The following is an 18856-nucleotide window of genomic DNA, read 5'->3' on the forward strand; positions in this document are numbered from 1 at the left end:
CGCAAAAACTCCACCAACCCCCGCTGCAATCCACTCAACCCCCCCTCGCGGCTGACCAGCGCCAGCTCCGTCGGCGGCAGCGGCGGCAAGTCCGTGCACACCCGATGCTCCGGCAACACCGCCGACGCCGGCAGCACCGAAACCCCGAGCCCGGATGCGACCGCCGCTTGAATGCCGGTCAGGCTGTGGCTGCCGAAAGCCACGCGCCATGGGCGTTGCGCCACGTCGAGCAGGCGGATTGCCCGTTGTCGGTACAGGCAGCCCTGAGGAAACAGCGCCAGCGGCAAGACGCCAGTGGATGAGTCGAACTCCACGCCTTTGACCCAAACAAGTCGTTCCGGCCAGGTCGCCCAGGCGGGACCGCTGTCAGGTTCGCGTTTGATCAGGGCGATGTCGATTTCGCCGCTGTCGAGGCGTTGCCTCAGGTCGAGGCTCATGCCGCTGACGGTTTCCAGTCGCGCTTGCGGGTGGCTGCGGGTGAAGCCGGCGAGGATCAGCGCCATGCGTCGGGCGTCGAAGTCTTCCGGCATGCCGATGCGCAGGATTTCCAGGTCCAGATCGCTGGCCAGGGCTTCGCTGGCCTCAGCGGACAAGGCCAGCAGACGGCGGGCGTAGTGGATCAGCAGTTCGCCGTGCTCGGTGACGCTGACATTCTGCCCGGTGCGGTCGCGCAACAGGAGGGCGTGGCCGACCATTTCTTCCAGTTTGCGTACCTGTTGGCTGACCGTGGATTGGGTGCGGTGGACGCGTTCGGCGGCGCGGGTGAAGCTGCCTTCATCGACCACGCAGACGAAGGTTCTCAGCAGTTCCAGATCCAGCATGGCGGCGGTCTCGATATTTGTTTGGCAACTGACGGTTGGCTATTTATTTAATTTCACACTATCACTCCGAGTTCATAAGCTGAAGCCCTCACTTGCAGAGGAATGCTTCCATGACCTTGATCAACACACCGCGCCCGCAATGGCTGACCTTCGATTGCTACGGCACCTTGATTCAATGGGACGAAGGCCTGCGCGCCGTGGCCGAGCGGATCCTGAGCGAGAAGGGCGAGCACCGGGTCGACGCCGGGCGCCTGATCGAGGTTTACGACCGCCACGAACATCGCCTGGAACAGACGCCGCCGCACCGCTCGTTTCGAGAACTCAGCACTCTCGGCCTGCAACTGGCGCTGGAGGAACTGGGCCTGACGAGTGCCAGCGAAGACAGTCAGCGCCTGGCCGCCGCGATTCCGCAGATGCCGCCGTTTCCCGAAGTCGTCGAGACCCTCGCGCAGCTCAAGGCCAAGGGTTTCAAGCTGTGCATCGTCTCCAACACCGATGACGACATCATCGCCGGCAACGTCGCTCAACTCGGTGGCCACATCGACCGGGTAATCACCGCGCAACAGGCCGGCGCCTACAAACCGGCGCCCCGGCTGTTCGACTACGCTCATGAGCAATTGGGCGTCAGCCGCGATCAGGTGGTGCACATCTGCGCCAGCCCGATGCTCGATCACACGGCGGCCCGCGACATGCATTTTCGCTGCGTATGGATCGACCGTGGCACCGGTCGTCAGTTGCTGCCGGACTATCGGCCCGACGCGATCCTCAACACGCTAGACGAAGTGCTGCCGCTGTTCGCGTCCCTTGGCTGGTAATAGAGGAGTTTCGCCATGGCCCACACCCTGACCGGCAGCGCCCGACCCACGCGCTGCGGCTCGTTGAACCTCGACAGCGAAGCCATCATTACCGCCCGCCACGAACTGGCAGCGTGCTTTCAACTGGCGGCGCTGCACGGCTTGGAGGAGGGGATCTGCAATCACTTTTCGGCGATGTTGCCGGGGCACGCTGACCTGTTTCTGGTCAATCCGTACGGCTATGCGTTTTCCGAAGTCACGGCACACAACCTGCTGGTCTGCGACTTCGACGGCAACGTGGTGGACGGCGAGGGCCAGCCGGAGGCCACCGCTTTCTATATTCACGCGCGCCTGCATCAGCGACTGCCCCGAGTAAAAGTCGCGTTCCACACGCACATGCCGAACGCGACGGCGTTGTGCCTGCTGGAGGGGCCGCCGCTGTTGTGGCTGAGTCAGACCGCGCTGAAGTTCTACGGGCGCACGGCGGTGGACGAGCATTACAACGGGCTGGCGCTGGATGAGCGCGAAGGCGAGCGGATTGCCGGGGTCATGGGCGAGGCCGACATTCTGTTCCTTAAGAATCACGGGGTGATTGTCGCCGCGCCGACCATCGCCGAAGCCTGGGACGATCTGTATTACCTGGAACGTGCCGCGCAAGTGCAACTGCTGGCGATGGCCACGCAACGGGTGTTGAAACCGGTGCCGCACGCGATTGCGCAACGGGCGTACGAGCAGATGCGCGAGGGCGATCCGGAAAGTGCGCGGGCGCATCTGCACAGTGCAATGCGGCGGTTGGCCCGTCAGGGTTGATGCCGGCAAAAACGGGCAGGTAAAAATAATTTGTGTCGCAGGTCATCCATTTGGCCTGCGCGCCGATAGCAACAGGGTCGGGATTGTCGCGGTGGCACTTGGTTGCCCCACACAACCCGGTGGGCTACGCTCACAAAAAACAAGGGTTTCGGGCCTTTGCCCCTGTCGTACCTGCCCAGGACACGCTTTTGCCTATCCCCATTCACGATCCGCACCAGGCCCCCGGCGGCACTCTCAAGCGTTTGCCCCTGCGCAAGGCGGCGGTGTTGTTCATCGTTGCCGTGTGTCTGTGCCTGTCCGGTTTGCTGTATTTGCAGATCGAACAGTCACGGCGTCAGGATCTGGCGAGTGCGCAAGTGTCCTCGGCCAATCTGACCCGGGCGATGGCGCAGCAGGCCGAGGACACCTTTCTGGCGGCGGATCTGGTGATGACCAGCCTGGTCGACTGGATTCAGGACGACGGCTACGGCGCGGCGCAGAAGCCGCGTTTGCAGAAAACCCTCGCGCGGCGGGTGCAGCAACTGGAGCAGTTGCACGGCATGTTCCTGTTCGACCGCGAAGGGCAGTGGGTGATTACCTCGTTCCCGGATCTGCCGCGCGGCAATGGTGTGGCGGATCGCGAGTACTTCAAGTTTCACCAGCAGAACGTGTCGGGTGTGGCGCACATCGGCCCGGCGATCCGCAGCCGCGAGAACGGCGAGTGGATCATCCCGATCTCGAAACGGGTCAACGACCGCGCCGGCAATTTCCAGGGCGTTTTGCTGGCCGGAATCAAGATGTCGTACTTCGACAAGTTCTTCAAAAGCTTCAGCCTGGACGACAACGGCACCATGTTCCTCGGCCTGACCGATGGCACCTTGCTCGCCCGTCGGCCGTTCGACGAGGCCCTGATCGGAACTTCGCTGGCCAAGGGCGAGATCTATCAGAAGCTGCTGCCCAACGCCTCCGCCGGCACCGCGATGATCGATTCGGTGGTCGACGGTGTGACGCGCCTTTATGGCTATCGGCAGCTGGAAAGTTATCCGCTGGTGGTGTCCGCCTCTTCATCGCGGGACACGATTCTTCAGGGCTGGCATGACCGGGCGTTCCAGTCCAGCGTGATCGTGGCGCTGGTGATGCTCGGCGTGGGGCTGTTCGGCTGGGTGTTCATTCATCAGGTGCGCGATGGTGAGCGGATCGAGAAAAACCTGCGCAAGGCCCAGCGGGCGCTGGAGCAGATCGCCACCCACGACAGCCTCACCGGCTTGGCCAACCGGCGCCTGTTCGAGCGCTCGCTGGAAGTGGAGTTTGCCCGGGGCGCGCGGCAGTCGAGCCCGGTCAGCCTGATCATGCTCGATATCGATTTCTTCAAACGTTACAACGACGCCTACGGCCATGTGGCCGGCGACCATTGCCTGACGCAGGTCGCGCAGGTGGTGAAAAACTGCTGTCAGCGCAAATCCGATCTGGCGGTGCGCTATGGCGGTGAGGAGTTCGCGGTGTTGCTGCCGGACACCGACATCAACGGCGCGCTGGCGATTGCCGGGCAGATTCGCCGTAGCGTCATGGACAAACACATCACCCACAGCGGCTCTCCCACCGGTTATCTGACGGTGAGCCTGGGCTGCTATTCGTTTATTCCGCTGGGCAACGACAGCCCTGAGCTGTTCATCCAGCGCGCCGATGCGGCGCTGTATCAGGCCAAAAACGCCGGCCGCAATCGCGCGGCCGTGTTGTCGATGGACGTCGGCCTCGGCGAATTGCTGCGCTCGGATCGCTGACAAAAAACGCGGTCGGGTTCAGACACAGGCCATGGCACTTACCACGGCCTGCTCTTGTTCGTTCAGCTGCCGGTGCCACCACCGGCGCCGCCAGTCCCGCCGCCGGCCGAACCGGTCCCGCCGCCAGCCCCTGAGCCTGAACCGCTGGCGCCGCCGTTGGCGCCGGTGCCTTTGCCCATGCCATCGGAAGTGCTGCCACCCGAAGGTGCGCCGGGCGTGCTGTTTGGTGGCTGGGTCGAGCCGCTGGTGGCGCCGGACTTGGTGCCCGTGGCATCGGCGCCATCGTTGGCGGCAAAACTGGCGGTAGAGGCGGCGGCCAACAAGCCTGCCAACAAAATTGAGGTCAATGTGCGCGTCATCATGGTCTGTCTCCGGAAAGGGGATCTACCTGATATTGGTCTGACGCGCACAAGGCTTGGTGCCGGCCGAGTGACGAGCGGTTTTTTAGAAGTCCACAGTCGCCGAAACCTTCAGCGTGCGCGGCGTGCCCTGGGTCAGGTAACCGCCGTTGGCCGAGGCCCAATAGGCTTCGTTGGCGACGTTCTCCAGATTGGCCCGCAGGGTGATCTGCTTTTCATCCAGTTTGAAGGCATAACGTGAACCGAGGTCGAAGCGGTTCCACGCCGGAATGCTCTGGGTGTTGGCCGCGTTCAGGTACTGGCCGCCGGTGCGCAACATCCGCGCGCTGAGGGCCGCGCCTTCGAGGCCCGGAATGTCCCAGTCGGCGCCGAGGTTGAACTGGAAGCGCGGCACCCCGACGGCGCGGTTGCCGTCATTCACGCCGTTGCTGCTGCCTTCCAGTTCAGTCTTCATCAGCGTCGCGCCGCTGAGCAGGCGCAGACCGTCGAGCGGTTCGCCGTAGACGTTGAGTTCCACGCCTTTGTTGGTCTGCTGGCCGTCGACCCGGAAGATTCCGTCCTGGGTGTAGCTCGACGGTTGCTCGATGCGATAGACGCCGAGGTTGGCGCCGTAGCTGCCCATGTCCAGGCGCACGCCGGCTTCGATCTGCTTGCTGCGCACCGGGGCAAAGGTTTCGTCGCGGTTGATCGCCGTGGTTGGTGGCGTCGGGCCCTTGGCCAGGCCTTCGATGCGGTTGGCGTAGAACGACACGTGCTCCCACGGTTTGATCACCAGGCCGTAGACCGGGGTGGTGATCGACTCTTCATAACTCGAAGTGCGGGCGCCGGTGGCGGTGCTCCAGCCGTCGACTTTCAGTGCCTGGCGACGCACGCCGAGGGTCAGCAGGATGCGGTCATCGACGAAGCCCAGGGTGTCGGAAATCGCCTCGCTGCGCAGGATGTTCTTGCCGGTGATGCGCGGGTCGTTGATGTCGCTGGCAAATGAGGTGGGCGCCGGACGCGGCTTGTCGGTGACGTTGTACAGGTTGGTGCTGTAGCGCCCGGCGGTGCCAATGGTTTCGAACGCCGAGCGCTGCTCGCCCCAGATGCCCGCCCAGCCGAGGTTCAACTGGTGCGAGACGGGGCCGGTGTCGAAGCGGCCGTTGAGCCCGGCCATGGCGCTTTGGTTGTCTTCGTCGTGGGGCGAATAGAGCATGCCGCCACGGGCATTGCCGTTGAGGTCGGTGACGGTCAGCGAAGAGTACACGCCGTTCTCGCGGGTGTGCTTGGCGCCGCCGGACACGTAGGCGGTCCAGTTGTCGTTCAGGTCGTATTCGGCGCGGGCCATGCCGAAGGTGTCTTCGAGTTGCGAATAGCTCCAACTCTGGGCGTAGCTGGCGTTGGCGTGCGGCACCTTGGGGGCTTTGGTCAGGCTCGAATCGACATAGATCACCGAGCGACCCTGGTTGATCACCTGCTTCTGATAACCGAAATCGGTCGAGACCCGCAGGCGATCGCCGCGATAGTCCAGGCCAACGCTGAACAGCGACGAGCGCTGGTCTTCGTCATCGACGGCGGTGTCGCCTTCGCGCTGCATCAGGTTGACCCGCGCGCCGAAGCGGTTGTCCTCGCCAAAGCGCTGGCCCAGATCCAGATGCCCGCCGACCCGGCCGTCGGCGCTGTAGTCGAGGGTGACGCTGCGGGTCGGCGTGTCCATCGCGCGTTTGGGTTGCAGGTTGATCCCGCCACCGATGCCGCTGCCGCTCGGGGTCACGCCGTTGACGAAGGCGTTCGGGCCCTTGAACAGTTCCACCCGGTCCAGCGCTTCGACGGCGATGATCTGTCGGGGCAGCACGCCATAGAGGCCGTTATAGGAAATGTCATCGGAGGCCAGCGGCAGGCCGCGGATCATGAACATCTGCGAGAAGTTGCCGAAGCCGTTGGACTGGCGCACCGAAGCGTCGTTGAGCAACACATCGCCGACGGTCTGGGCCTGCTGATCGGCCATGGTCTTGGCGGTGTAGCTGGTGACGCTGAAGGGCAGGTCGTTGACCTCCTGGTTGCCGAGCATGCCGATCTGCGCGCGGCGGGCGACCTGTTCGCCGCCGTAGGTGTCGCCGCTGTCATCATGCAGCGCGCTGACGTTGGTGGCGCCGAGTTCCAGCGCACCGTCCGCCGCGACTTTCGGGGCCACGGTGTAACCGTTGTGGCCGGTGCTGATCAGCTCGAAACCGCTGCCTTCCAGCAACCGCGCAAAACCGCTCTGCGCGGTGTAGCTGCCTTGCAGGCCCGGGCTCTGGCGATTGCCCAGTTGCGCCGGATCGAACGACAGCGGCACGCCGACGCTGACCGCAAATTGCGCCAGCACATGGCTGAGCAGGCCGGGGCCGATGTTGACGCTGCGGCTGGCGCTTTCACTGACGCTGTCGGCGGCGTGGGCGGCGGTTGGCAGCAGTGCGCTGAAGGCCAGGGCCAGGCTCAGGTTCAGGGCCTTGAGCGCAAAGGTGGCGGGGCGGGGCGATGGCATTGCGGTCATTCGGTGTACCTGTCGGGGGCGTGGAATTGAAAGGTCTATCCACTCACCGGACGAGTCGCGAAAAGGTATCAGCGAATATTGAAAATATTTTCCGAGGGCTCAGACACGGGGCTCCACCGACAGCCAATAGCGGGTCAGGCTGTTGATGTTCAGCGGCAACGTATCGCTGAGCAAACTCAGGCTGGCGTCGGTGTCGCGCAGGGAAAACGCCCCGGACACGCGCATCGCCGCCACGTCCGGATGACAACGCAGCACGCCGCGGCGATAGCGGCTCAGTTCGCCGAGCAATTCGTCGAGACGCATGTTGCTGGCCAGCAGCATGCCTCTGTCCCAGGCCAGGGACGCGGTGTCGAAGGTTTCGGCGCTGTCGAAACTGTTGAGCTTGAAGCGCTGGCGCTCACCGGCCTTGAGAATCGCACTCTGCTTGAGCAGTTGCGGGGTGATCTGAACCTGGCCTTCGAGCACCGACACCTGGCTGCGCGAACCCTCGGTGCGTACGCAGAATCGCGTGCCCAGCGCGCGGGCCACACCCTGCGGGGTTTCGACAATGAACGGACGGGCGCTGGCATCTGCGGCGGTGTTGATCAGCACTTCGCCGTTGAGCAGCAGGACGCGGCGCTCCACCGGGCTGAAAGCGATGTCCACGGCGCTGTCGGTGTTGAGCACCAGTTGAGTACCGTCCGGCAATTGCAGGTTCTTCTGCTCGCCGACGGCGGTGCGCTGGTCGGCGGTCCATTGCTCCCACGGCACATGCTGCGAAGCCATGCCCAGCGGCCCGGCCATCAACAGCAAGCCGAGGCGGGTGAGGGTCTGGCGACGGCTCAGGCCTTCTTTGCGGGACGCGCGTTTCAAGGTCTGGATCGCGACGTTGGCCGGCACGCTGCGCAAATCCCCCAGCAGTGCTTCGGCCCGTTGCCAGGCGATGGCGTGCTCGGCGCTGCGGGTGCGCCATTGGGCGATGGCCTGATGGTCGGACGGGGTCGCGGTGCCGGAATGCAGTTGCACCAGCCAGTCGGCGGCTTCGCCGAGAATCTGCGGATTGATCATCGACGAATTCATCAGGCGACACTCAGGCAGGCAATGAACGCGGCACGCATGTGGCGTTTGACGGTGATCAGCGAAACATTCAGGCGCGTGGCGATCTGCGCGTAGGTCAGGCCTTCGATCTGCGACAGCAGGAAGGTCTCGCGGGTCTGTTCCGGCAGTTCGCGCAGCAGCGCTTCGATGCGCCACAGGGTTTCGAGAATCAGGTAGCGGGTTTCCGGCGACGGCACTTCGGCGGCGGGCAGGTGCGCGATGGTTTCCAGGTACGCGCGCTCCAGGTCCTGGCGCCGCCAGCGGTCGATCACCAGACCTTTGGCGATGTGCGTCAACAGCGCCCGGGGCTCGCTGCCCAGTGGCTTGATCACCTGACGGGTGAGCAGGCGCAGGAACGTATCGTGCGCCAGGTCGGCCGCATCGCAGCGATTGCCCAACTTGCGCTGCAGCCAGCCCTGCAGCCACCCGTGGTGTTCGCTGTAGAGCGTCTGGACTTGCTGATTCAACGGCTGATCAAGGGACGACATGAAGGGCAGATACTCGTTTCGGGCGTCCGTTGCCAAGGGTGCGATCATGAGTGCGAAAGCGGTGCAATTAAGAATTGATCGCATTCTAGTGGCACAGAACGAGCACTGGCAATTGCCCCGCAACACTTTCTTTTCTGACGCCAGAGGAGTGGCCTACCCGTCTTCCGGGAGATTGGCTATTTGCCTGGCCCGGCACCGGGACTAACGTAGCCACACATTCACTTGCCCCGGAGAGTCGCCATGAAACCTCGTATCGATTTCTACACCGCGTCCCCAGATGCCCTTAAAGCGATGATCGCCCTGGAAACCGCCGTCTCGAAACTGCCGCTGGAAAAGACCCTGATCGAACTGGTCAAGCTGCGCGCTTCGCAGATCAACGGCTGCGCGTTCTGCATCGACATGCACACCGCCGATGCGATCAAGGGCGGCGAAACCCCGCGCCGGTTGTTCGCCGTGACCGCGTGGCGTGAGGCGCCGTTCTTCACCGAACGTGAACGCGCCGCGCTGCTGTGGACCGAAACCCTGACTCAACTGAGCCTGACCCACGCCCCGGACGAAGACTACGAAGCGGTCGCCGCCCAGTTCTCGCCCAAAGAAATGGTCGACCTGAGCGTCGCAATCAGCACCATCAACAGCTGGAACCGTCTGGCCGTGGGCTTTCGTAAAACCCCGCAAGCCTGATCGATCAATGTGCATCGGCACTCGGCGCGGCCGGTGGTTGCACCTTGCGCATCAAGGGCACCATCGCCGTGGCGATGCCGAAGCACACCATGATCATCAGGAACGTGTCGCCGTAGGTTTGCGTCTGCGCTTCACGGTAGGTCAGCAGCCATAGCTGACGCAGGCTGGCGGTGAGGCCGACATCGCCGCTCTGACCCAGCGCGGCAAAGTTGCCGCCGACCTGGGCCAGCCACTGATTCACCGCTTCGTTGCTGCTGTTCAGATGCTCCGCCAACCGGGTGAAGTGCAGGTTGGTGCGGTCGTTGAGAATGGTTGCGCACGCGGCAATCCCTATGGCACCGCCCAGATTGCGCATCAGGTTGAACAGGCCCGATGCATGCTTCAGCCGCGCGGGTGCAAGCCCACCGAGCGTCAACGTCACCGCCGGCGGCACCGCCAGTTGCTGGGCAATCCCGCGCAGCGCTTGCGGCAGCATCAATTCTCCGGCGCCCCAGTCGTGGGTGATCGGACTGAATTCCCACATCGACAACGCGAATAACGCCAGGCCCGCCATCATGATCCAGCGCAGATCGATGCGATTGGCCAGAAAGGCGTACAGCGGAATCGCCATGATCTGGAATACCCCGGTGGAGAAAACTGCCAGACCAATATCTAGCGCGCCGTAGCCGCGCACCCGGCCGAGAAACAGCGGCGTCAGGTAAATCGTCGCGAACAGGCCGATCCCGGTGACGAAGGAAAAGAAGCAGCCGAGGGCGAAGTTGCGATCCTTGAGCGCGCGCAGGTCTACGATCGGATTGGCCACGTGCAACGTGCGGCCGATGAAGGCCAGCCCGGCGAGGCCACTGATCCACGCGGTGGTCAGAATCGTTTGATCGCTGAACCAGTTCCAGCGCGGGCCTTCTTCGAGGGTGTATTCCAGGCAGCCGAGAAACAGCGCCAGAAACACAATGCTCAGATAATCCGCGCCCTTGAGCAGCGACAGTTCCGGCTGATCGATCTTGACCAGCAACGGCACTGCCACGGCGACGAAAACCCCCGGCACCAGGTTGATGTAGAACAGCCAGTGCCAGGACGAAATGTCGGTGATCCAGCCGCCGATCACCGGGCCCAGCGTTGGTGCCAGCGACGCCACGGCGCCGATGGTCGCGGCAGCAATCACTCGCTGTTTGCCGGTGAAGAAAAAGAACGCCGTGGTGAACACCAGCGGAATCATCGACCCACCGAGAAACCCTTGCAGCGCGCGAAAGGCGATCATGCTCTGGATGTTCCAGGCGATACCGCAGAGCAGGCTGGCGAGGGTGAAGCCGACCGCCGAAGCGCAGAACAGCCAGCGTGTGGAAAACACGCGCGACAGCCAGCCCGACAACGGAATCACGATGATTTCGGCGATCAGGTAACTGGTCTGCACCCACGCCGTTTCATCAGTGCCGGCGGACAACCCGCCGCCGATATCGCGCAGCGAGGCCGAGACGATCTGGATGTCCAGCAACGCGATGAACATGCCGATGCACATCGTGGCGAAGGCGAACACTTTGGTCGCCGTCGTCATGTCGGCGGCATTGAATGGCTGCGCGGAGGCGGTGAGGGCGGTGCTCATGGCGCGCTGGCCACGGCGGTGGTTTCAGGTTGGGCGCGGGTGTCGACTTCAGCGGTCACCGACAGTCCCGGACGCAGGTGGCCGAGCACGCCGTCGGCCGGGTCGAGCAGGATCCGCACCGGCACGCGCTGAACGATTTTGGTGAAGTTGCCGGTGGCGTTTTCCGGCGGTAGCACGCTGAACTGCGAACCGGTGGCCGGGGCGAGGCTGTCGAGGCGACCGTGGAATTCTTGGCCTGATAAAACATCGGCGCGGATGCTCACGCGCTGGCCGGGTTTCATCCGCGCCAGTTGGTCTTCCTTGAAGTTGGCATCGACCCACAGACCGCTGGCCGGCACCACCGACAACTGTTGCGAACCGGCCTGCGCATAGGCGCCGACCCGCGCGCGGCGGTTGCCGATCACCCCGTCGACCGGGGCACGCAGTTCGGTGTAGCCGAGGTTGAGTTGCGCCAGATCACGCTCGGCCCGGGCTTGCTGGAGGGCGGCGCGGGCCTGTTGTTTCTGGGTTTCGATCACGGTGACCTGGCGTTGCGCGGCCAGCAGTTCGGCCTGGGCTTTGGCGCTCAAGGCTTGCGCGGTCTTGAAGGTGGCATCGGCCCGTTGCGCGCTTTCCACCGAGACTGCATTGGTGGTCACCAGACGCTTGTAGCGGGCGTTGTCGTCCCGCGAACGGGCGGTTTCGGCGCTGGCGGCATCAATGCCGGCGCGGGCCTGACCGATCACCGCTTGCTGCAATTGTTCGGTGGCGTCGAGGTTGGCCAGCAGCGCTTCCTCGGCGGCGACCGCGCCTTCGGCCTTGGCCAGATTGGCGCGGTAGTCGCGCGCGTCGAGGCGAATCAGCACGTCGCCGGCCTTCACCTTCTGGTTGTCGCTGACCAGCACTTCCTCGATGTAACCGGCGACCTTCGGCCCGATCACCGTCACGTCGCCGCCAATGTAGGCATCGTCGGTCTCCTCGAGAAAACGCCCGGCGCCCCACCAATGCACGGCGTACAGCCCGGCGAACACCAGCGCGGCCAGCCCCGCAGTGGGCAACAGCAGGCGTTTGAGCAAGGGAGGTTTGGGGGCGCTGACCGGAACGGCGAGATCGGGTTCTACGGTGGGCATGCTGGTCATGGCGTAATACCTGGGAAAACGGATCGTTATTACGGCTGTAATATGACGCGAGTAATATTTTGTGGCAATTGATTTTTATCGCCGGTCGTCAGTTGCTTCAGATGTCCGATTAATTGCGCAAGAGCCTCAGGGATTGGAGCGTGGTCGAAACGACGCTGCGACTGCCACGATCAATCGATCGAGCAACAACGGCACGATGCCAAGGCTGTTTTATGAGCGGTGGATTGGTGTTAGCCACGAGGTCTCAGGCCCTCGGGGAAACCCTGATGATCTGCAACTTGCTGGCGTTATCGCTGGCGATCCGCGCTAAAAGGGCATTTGTTTAAGAAATGTAAGCAGCGTAGGAAGCGTCTTGCAATTGTGTAGGAAGGCTCTGACTATCACCGCTATTGATGGGGTGGCATTAAGCCAGTTGATTGCAAGGATGTTGAGTGCCGTATTCGCTTTGCGCTGTTTCTCGTAGTCGTTCCCTGCCTCGCCCGCTGTTGTCGGCCTTGTTGTTGAGTGTGTGTGCGCCCAGCGTTCTCGCCGCCGAAACTCCAGCCCCTGGCCAGGAAGTGCTGCGCCAGCAACAACTGCAACAGCGCGATCTGCAACAGCTGCAACTCGAACAGCGCAAGCGCCAACTGGAGCGCGGCGCGTTCGGCCCGACGCCTGCCACTCCGGCCATTCCTGAATCGATCAAACCCGACGAACGCTGCTGGCCCTTGAGCGGCACGCGCATCGGCGGCGTCACGCTGATCGATAAAGACAAACTCAACGCCCGCATCAAACCGCTGTTGGCGCCATGCATGGGCGTCGGCCAAATCAACCATCTGTTGGCGACCATCACCGCGCTGTACGTGGAGAAGGGCTACATCGCAAGTCGGCCGTACTTGAGCAGTGCGCCAGTGGCGGGGCAATCGCTGGATATCCTGATCGACGAAGGCTACATCGAGTCCATCGAACTGGCGGACCAGAGCCTGCCGGTTTCCCTCGGTGGCGCGTTCCCCGGAATGCTCGGCAAGCCGCTGAACCTGCGGGATCTGGAGCAGGGACTGGATCAGTTGAACCGTCTGCGCTCAATCGATTTGACCGCCGACATCGCCCCCGGCAGCCAGCCCGGTGCGTCAAAAATCATCCTGCGTTCGCGTACCTCCGGGCAGTCGCGCTGGAGCTTGAGCCTGGGCGCGGACAACCTCGGCAGCGCCAGCACCGGTCGTGATCGCGACACGTTGAGCCTGACCCTCGACAGCCCGCTCGAACTCAACGATCTGTTGAGCCTCAGCGCCAGCGACACCCTCAATCAGGGCGACCGCTACAGCCGCAACGCCAGCCTCTATTACGCGATTCCCTACGGTTACTGGACGTTCAGCACCTTCGCCAGCCACGCTGAATACCGCGCGCCGTTCAAGCTCAGCACGCTGACTTTCCACAGCACCGGCATCACCGATCAGCTCAGCCTGCGCGCCGACCGTGTGTTGTGGCGCGACCAGAGTCATCAGCTCAGCGCCAACCTGCAACTGGCGCACAAGGACGTCGACAGCTATCTGGAAAACGTCCGCCTCGGCATTCAGAGCCCGACCCTGACCGTGGCCGAGGCCGGGCTCAATCTGTTCTGGCTCGACCGCGCGGTGTGGAACCTCGACGTGAATTACGCCCAGGGTTTAAGCGGGTTCGGTGCCGACGACGATGCCGATCGCCAGGTCAAGAACTTGCCCAAGGCGCAGTTTCGCAAATACCGCGCCGGCCTCAGCCAGTGGCGCAACGGCCAGCTCGGCGCGCAAGCCTGGCAATGGCAGAGCCAGCTCAATTTGCAGTACAGCCCCGATCCGCTGCCAGCCATCGAACAACTGCTCGGCACCGACGATTCCGCCGTGCGCGGTTATCGGGTCAGCAGCGCGTCCGGCGCCAGCGGCGCGATCTGGCGCAATACCTTGCGCCTGCCGCTGCGCACCGATTTGCCGGTGCAGCTCACCCCGCGCGTCGGCCTCGACCACGGCTGGATCAAGGCCGATCACGGCGCCCCGGTTCAACGCCTGAGCGGCGCCAGCATCGGCCTCAATCTGGGCTGGAAAAACCTGCAAGTGGATGTCGATTACCAACGCAGTCTGAACACCCCAACCGGCCTGCACCGCGAGCCTGAAACCTGGCTGATGCGGGTCGGATTACAGATATGAACGTCAGTGAACAACAGCCATCGGACCTGAGCGCGACAGCCGTGGCCTTCAACTCAACGCGCAACGTGATGCCGCACTACATGGAGAGTTTTTTATGCCAATGAATACCTTTGCGTTTCATCTTTCCCCACGGGGCAAACTGCGCTGGGCCATCGCCAGCCTGTTCCTGGTCGCTCACCTGCCGGGCGCCATCGCCGGCGGTGTGGTGGTCGCGCCCGGCCCCGGCGGCACCGCGCAACTGCAAACCCAGGGCGGCGTCCCGATCGTCAACATCGTCGCGCCCAACGGCTCGGGTCTGTCGCACAACCAGTTCCTCGACTACAACGTCGACCGTCAGGGCCTGGTGCTGAACAACGCCTTGCAGGCCGGGCAATCGCAGCTCGCCGGGCAACTGGCGGCCAACCCGCAATTGCAGGGCCAGGCCGCGAGCGTGATCCTCAACGAAGTGATCAGCCGCAACCCGTCGGCCATCAACGGCGCCCAGGAAATCTTCGGTCGCGCCGCCGACTACGTACTCGCCAACCCGAACGGCATTTCGGTGAATGGCGGCAGCTTCATCAACACGCCGAACGCCAATCTGGTGGTCGGCCGGCCCGAGCTGAACGACGGCAAGCTGCAAGCGCTGAGCACCCGCGACGCCACTGGCCAGTTGCAGATCCAGAGCGGCGGGCTGCGCAACGGTGAAGGCTCGATCAACCTGATCGCGCCGCGTATCGACAGCCAAGGCGCAATCAGCGCTCGCGATCAACTGAACCTCACCGTCGGACGCAATCAGATCGATTACGCCAGCGGCCAGGTGAAAGCCGTGGACCCGGCGGGCAACACCACCGATCAACGAATCGACGCCAGCCTGTTTGGCGCGATGCAGGCCGGGCGCATCAACATCGTCAGCACCGCTGAAGGCGCGGGCGTGAAGGTCGGCGCTGTGCAAGTCGCCGGGCGTGACGGTGTGCAGATTCGTTCGGCTGGCGACTTGAGCGTCAGCGGTCAGGCGATCCCGGACAGCCTCGACGTGACCCGCGCCGGCATTCGCAGCAGCCAGGGCGACGTCGGCCTGCACAGCGGCAAGGACCTGACCCTGGCCGCCACCGATGTCAGCGGTCGTGACGTGAAGGTCGAGGCCAAACGCAATCTGACCCTGACCACCGTCGAAAGCCGCAAGCTCCAGGAACAGCGCGAGAACTGGAACAACAGCACCATCGGCATCACCTGGGAAACTTATGAGCGCACCAAGACCGACAGCGATTCGCGCCAGCACGGCAGCCAGATCGTCGCCAGCCGCGACGCGCAACTCTTGTCCGGCAAAGACACCGAACTGCAAGCCGCCAAGGTCGACGCGAAGAACAACCTCAGCGTGCAAAGCGGCGGCGATCTGCGCCTGACCGCCGCCACTGAAAGCCACACCCAGACCGATCAGGGCAAGCACCGCAAACACCTGTGGAAAGCCGATTGGGACAGCAGCAGCGAAGAGCAGCGCAGCATCACCAGCCAGCTGAAGGCCGGCAACATTGCCCTGCAAACCGCCGCACTGTTGCGCTCCGAAGGCGCTGAATTGAACAGCGCCGGCGATCTGCAACTGGCCGGCAAACAGGTGGAAATCACCACCGCGACCCGCACCCATCGCAGCAGCGACAACCGCTATTCCGGTGACCTGGTCGGTGGCGGTTTCTTCGGCAAGACCGGCGACGCCGACAAGGGCCAGACCCAGCATCAGGGCAGCAAAATCAACGCGGCCGGCAAGCTGGTGGTCAAGGCCGACGACGTGCGCATCAGCGGCAGCCAGGTGCGTGGCGGCAAGGACGCCAGCGTGATCAGCGACAACGGTTCGCTGACCATCGACGGCGTGCAGGACACCTCGCACAGCAACAACCACGACAAGGACAGCAAGTTCTTCGGCATCACCAAGGACGAGTCGCGCCAGAACAGCAAGGACAGCACCACGGTGCGCAGCGAGCTGGCTTCCGACAGCAACCTCAAGCTCAAGAGCGCCAAGGACATCGAAGTCGCCGGCTCCACAGTCAAGGCCGGCGGTTCGCTGACGGCGGAGGCGGCCGGTGACGTGAGCGTGCATTCGACGCAGAACACCCACGACAGCAGCAACAGCACGCAGACCCGTGGTTTCGATGCCTACGCCAAGGAGCAGACGGCGGAGCAGTATCGCGCTGGCGTGTATTACGAAGACAAGGCGCAAACCGTCACCGTCAACGACGTCACGCAGCAGGGTTCCAGCCTCAGCGGCGGCACTGTGCAAGTGAAGGCGGGCGGCGATGTGACGCTCAAGGGCTCCGAGGTGAAATCCACCGCCGGCGACACCAGCCTGAGCGGCAAGAACGTCTCGTTGCTGGCCGAGCAGGACAGCCACACCACCTCGACCGAAACCCGCAGCACCGGCGGTGGTTTCTACTACACCGGCGGCCTCGACCGCGCGGGCAGCGGCGTGGATTTCTCGCATAACACTTCGCAAGACACCACCGGCAAAACCACTGCGCAAACCACCGGCGTGCAGAGCAGCGGCAGCCTGAACATCAACGCTGACAAACTCGCCACCGAGGGCGCGCAACTCAAGGCCGGCAACGGCCTGAACGTCGCCGCCAACGAAGTTGACAACCGTGCCGCCAGCAACACCGAAAGCAGCACTCACAGCGAGAGCAACTGGTCGGCGGACATCGGCGCCAACGTCGAGTACAAGGACATCGCCCGACCGATTGCCGGCGCGGTGAAAGAAGTGCTCGCCGGCAAGGTGCCGGACAAGGATGCACTGGCCAATCTCGGCCAGCCGAACGTCGGTATCGACGTGGCAGTCGGTCATGCCAGCGCCGATAAAACCGAGCAGGGCAGCAACGCTGTGGTCAGTCGGTTCGACGGCCAGACCGTGGACGTGAAGGTCGGCGGCACGCTGCACGATCAGGGCACCCAGTACAACGCCAGCGCCGGCAAAGTGAACATCAGCGCCGATAAACTGGTGGCCGATGCCGCGAACAACACCCACAGCAGCACCGACAATGCGGTCGATGCCAAGGTCGATGTGCGCGTCTACACCAAGACCGGTGAAGACGTGAACGTGGCCGGCAGCGGCGCGGGTGGCAGCAGCCAGTCGAGCAAGAACAGCTCCACGGCGGTGGTCGGCGGTTACGCTGGCAACCAGGGCGTGAACATCAATGTCGGCGGTGATGCACAGTTTGAAGGCAGCCGTTTCGACGGTGGGCAGGGCGGTGTCAGCGTCAAGACCGGCGGTGACCTGGCCCTGAATCAGGCCAACGACCGTCAGAGCAGCGACAGCTCGAGCCTGCGCGGCAACGGCTCGCTGACGGTCGGCACCTTGCCGGGCACTGACGGCACCAACGTCGATCTCGGCGCTGGATTCCAGCTCGATCACAAAGGCAATAAGACCACCGACAGTCAGGCGCACGTCGCCAGCCTCAGCGGCAACGGCTCGGTGCATCTGAGCAGCGGCGGTAATCAGGTACAGCAAGGCACGAATATCGACAGCGCTGCTGCTATCGACCTGAAAGCTGGCGGCAAGCTCGATCTGCAAGCGGCCACGGATTCGCACGTCGCCACCGGCAGCAATCTCGGCGGCGGCCTGAAGGCCGGCGGTAGCAAGACCAGCAGCGAGAAGAGCCGCGATCAGGGCGGCAACCTCAGCGGCAACTTCAACATCGGCCGGGTCAACGAGAACACCCAGACCCTCAGCGGTGGCCAGCTCAACAGCCAGAATGGCATCGCGTTGAGCGGCGATTCGGTGCACCTGCAAGGCACTCAGGTCAGCGCGCCAAACGTCAGCATCGACGCGCAGAAGGGCGGTTTCGTTCAGGAGTCCGCGCAGTCCACCGACAGCCGCAACAACTGGAACGTAGCGCTGAACGCCGGCGGCAACCTGAGCAAAAGCACACCGACCGCCGCCGATGAAAAAGTCAGCAGCGATCACGGCCTCAATGTCGGGGCCAAGGTGGGCGTGGACTACCTGCAAGGCACTACCCAGCAGAACAGCCAGATCAAGGCCGACACGGTGGTGTTGAACAGCGCCGGTGATGCGAGCCTGAACGGTGCGCGGATCGATGCGCGCAACGTCAGCGGCAACGTGGCGGGTGATCTGTCGGTCGAAAGCCGTCAGGACACCAGCACTCACGCCAAGGTGGATGTGGATCTGGGCCTGACCGCCAAGAAGACCCCGGCCGACGACAAGGGCAAACTGGCTGGCACCGACTACAAGCCAACGCTGAAAGTCGACGGCGAATACGCGCACAAGGACAGTGTGAAACAGGCCTCCGGCATCAACGCTGGTGAGGGTGTGAATCTCACCGTCGGCGGCGCCACGCAACTGACCGGTGCGCGGATTTCTGCCGCCGAAGGCAAGGTCGATCTGGGTGGTTCGAAGGTCAGCAGCAGCGATCTGAGCAACCTCGACTACGGCGTAAAAGCCGGCCTCGACCTGCCACACAAAACCGAAGAAAACGCACCGAAGGTGTCCCTTGAAAACGGCAACCTGAAAGTCGGCCCGGTGACCCTGAGCGGTCATTTCGACAGTCAGTCACTTCAAGCGGGTATTGACGAAAAAGGCTGAGCCACCATGCGTTCAGGGCTGCTCAACCAAGGTGGCTTGACAGCCCTGCGATAATGGAACGTGAACCGCAGCTTGCGCGGTGCATTTCATCAAAACGCAGAGGAATGTGTTCC

At 63.4% G+C, this 18856-nt stretch carries 13 protein-coding genes; 6 read left to right on the forward strand and 7 right to left on the reverse strand.

Annotated features, from left to right (window positions below):
- Positions 1–821, reverse strand: an 821-nt coding sequence (locus K5E37_RS27475) for a LysR substrate-binding domain-containing protein (protein ID WP_221535645.1), incomplete at its 3' end; no start/stop codon positions are given.
- A gap of 110 nt (positions 822–931) precedes the next feature.
- On the opposite strand from K5E37_RS27475, the gene K5E37_RS27480 reads away from it, so the two are divergent.
- The 3 genes from K5E37_RS27480 to K5E37_RS27490 all read left to right on the forward strand — a co-directional run bounded on the left by K5E37_RS27480 (position 932) and on the right by K5E37_RS27490 (position 4185).
- The gene (locus K5E37_RS27480; RefSeq protein ID WP_221535646.1) at positions 932–1636 is read left to right on the forward strand and encodes a haloacid dehalogenase type II; all 705 of its coding nucleotides are present in this window, start codon (positions 932–934) and stop codon (positions 1634–1636) included.
- A gap of 15 nt (positions 1637–1651) precedes the next feature.
- Positions 1652–2425 (forward strand): aldolase, encoded by a 774-nt coding sequence (locus K5E37_RS27485; RefSeq protein WP_221535647.1) that lies wholly within the window; start codon positions 1652–1654, stop codon positions 2423–2425.
- A 188-nt stretch (positions 2426–2613) separates the two neighbouring features.
- The gene (locus K5E37_RS27490; RefSeq protein WP_221535648.1) at positions 2614–4185 is read left to right on the forward strand and encodes a GGDEF domain-containing protein; all 1572 of its coding nucleotides are present in this window, start codon (positions 2614–2616) and stop codon (positions 4183–4185) included.
- 62 nt (positions 4186–4247) lie between these two features.
- On the opposite strand, the gene K5E37_RS27495 is transcribed toward K5E37_RS27490, so the two are convergent.
- The 4 genes from K5E37_RS27495 to K5E37_RS27510 form a co-directional block, all read right to left on the reverse strand.
- Positions 4248–4547 carry a hypothetical protein gene (locus tag K5E37_RS27495; protein WP_221535649.1) on the reverse strand — a complete coding sequence of 100 codons (300 nt, stop codon included), beginning with the start codon at positions 4545–4547 and terminating at the stop codon, positions 4248–4250.
- A gap of 82 nt (positions 4548–4629) precedes the next feature.
- Positions 4630–7059 carry a TonB-dependent receptor gene (locus tag K5E37_RS27500; RefSeq protein ID WP_221535650.1) on the reverse strand — a complete coding sequence of 810 codons (2430 nt, stop codon included), beginning with the start codon at positions 7057–7059 and terminating at the stop codon, positions 4630–4632.
- Positions 7060–7158: 99 nt separating this feature from the next.
- Positions 7159–8118: a FecR domain-containing protein gene (locus K5E37_RS27505; RefSeq protein WP_221535651.1), complete on the reverse strand. Its 960-nt coding sequence runs from the start codon at positions 8116–8118 to the stop codon at positions 7159–7161.
- A complete protein-coding gene (locus K5E37_RS27510) occupies positions 8118–8624 on the reverse strand; it encodes a sigma-70 family RNA polymerase sigma factor (protein ID WP_102688577.1) in 507 nt (168 codons plus the stop codon). The genes K5E37_RS27505 and K5E37_RS27510 overlap by 1 nt, the downstream gene beginning before the upstream one ends.
- 240 nt (positions 8625–8864) lie before the next feature.
- On the opposite strand from K5E37_RS27510, the gene K5E37_RS27515 reads away from it, so the two are divergent.
- Positions 8865–9305, forward strand: a complete 441-nt coding sequence (locus K5E37_RS27515) for a carboxymuconolactone decarboxylase family protein (RefSeq protein WP_074689185.1) — start codon at positions 8865–8867, stop codon at positions 9303–9305.
- Positions 9306–9309: 4 nt separating this feature from the next.
- On the opposite strand, the gene K5E37_RS27520 is transcribed toward K5E37_RS27515, so the two are convergent.
- A complete protein-coding gene (locus K5E37_RS27520) occupies positions 9310–10902 on the reverse strand; it encodes a DHA2 family efflux MFS transporter permease subunit (protein ID WP_221535652.1) in 1593 nt (530 codons plus the stop codon).
- Positions 10899–12020, reverse strand: a complete 1122-nt coding sequence (locus K5E37_RS27525; RefSeq protein WP_221535653.1) for an HlyD family secretion protein — start codon at positions 12018–12020, stop codon at positions 10899–10901. Before K5E37_RS27525 ends, K5E37_RS27520 begins: the two co-directional genes overlap by 4 nt.
- Positions 12021–12451: 431 nt before the next feature.
- Between K5E37_RS27525 and K5E37_RS27530 the strand changes: the two genes are divergently transcribed.
- Both K5E37_RS27530 and K5E37_RS27535 read left to right on the forward strand, forming a co-directional pair.
- Positions 12452–14179, forward strand: a complete 1728-nt coding sequence (locus K5E37_RS27530) for a ShlB/FhaC/HecB family hemolysin secretion/activation protein (protein WP_221535654.1) — start codon at positions 12452–12454, stop codon at positions 14177–14179.
- Positions 14180–14273: 94 nt separating this feature from the next.
- Positions 14274–18743, forward strand: a complete 4470-nt coding sequence (locus K5E37_RS27535; protein ID WP_221535655.1) for a hemagglutinin repeat-containing protein — start codon at positions 14274–14276, stop codon at positions 18741–18743.
- Positions 18744–18856 lie beyond the last annotated feature (113 nt).

The organism is Pseudomonas sp. RIT778, from assembly GCF_019718735.1.
In the GTDB taxonomy this organism is placed as follows: Bacteria; Pseudomonadota; Gammaproteobacteria; order Pseudomonadales; family Pseudomonadaceae; genus Aquipseudomonas; species Aquipseudomonas aphyarum.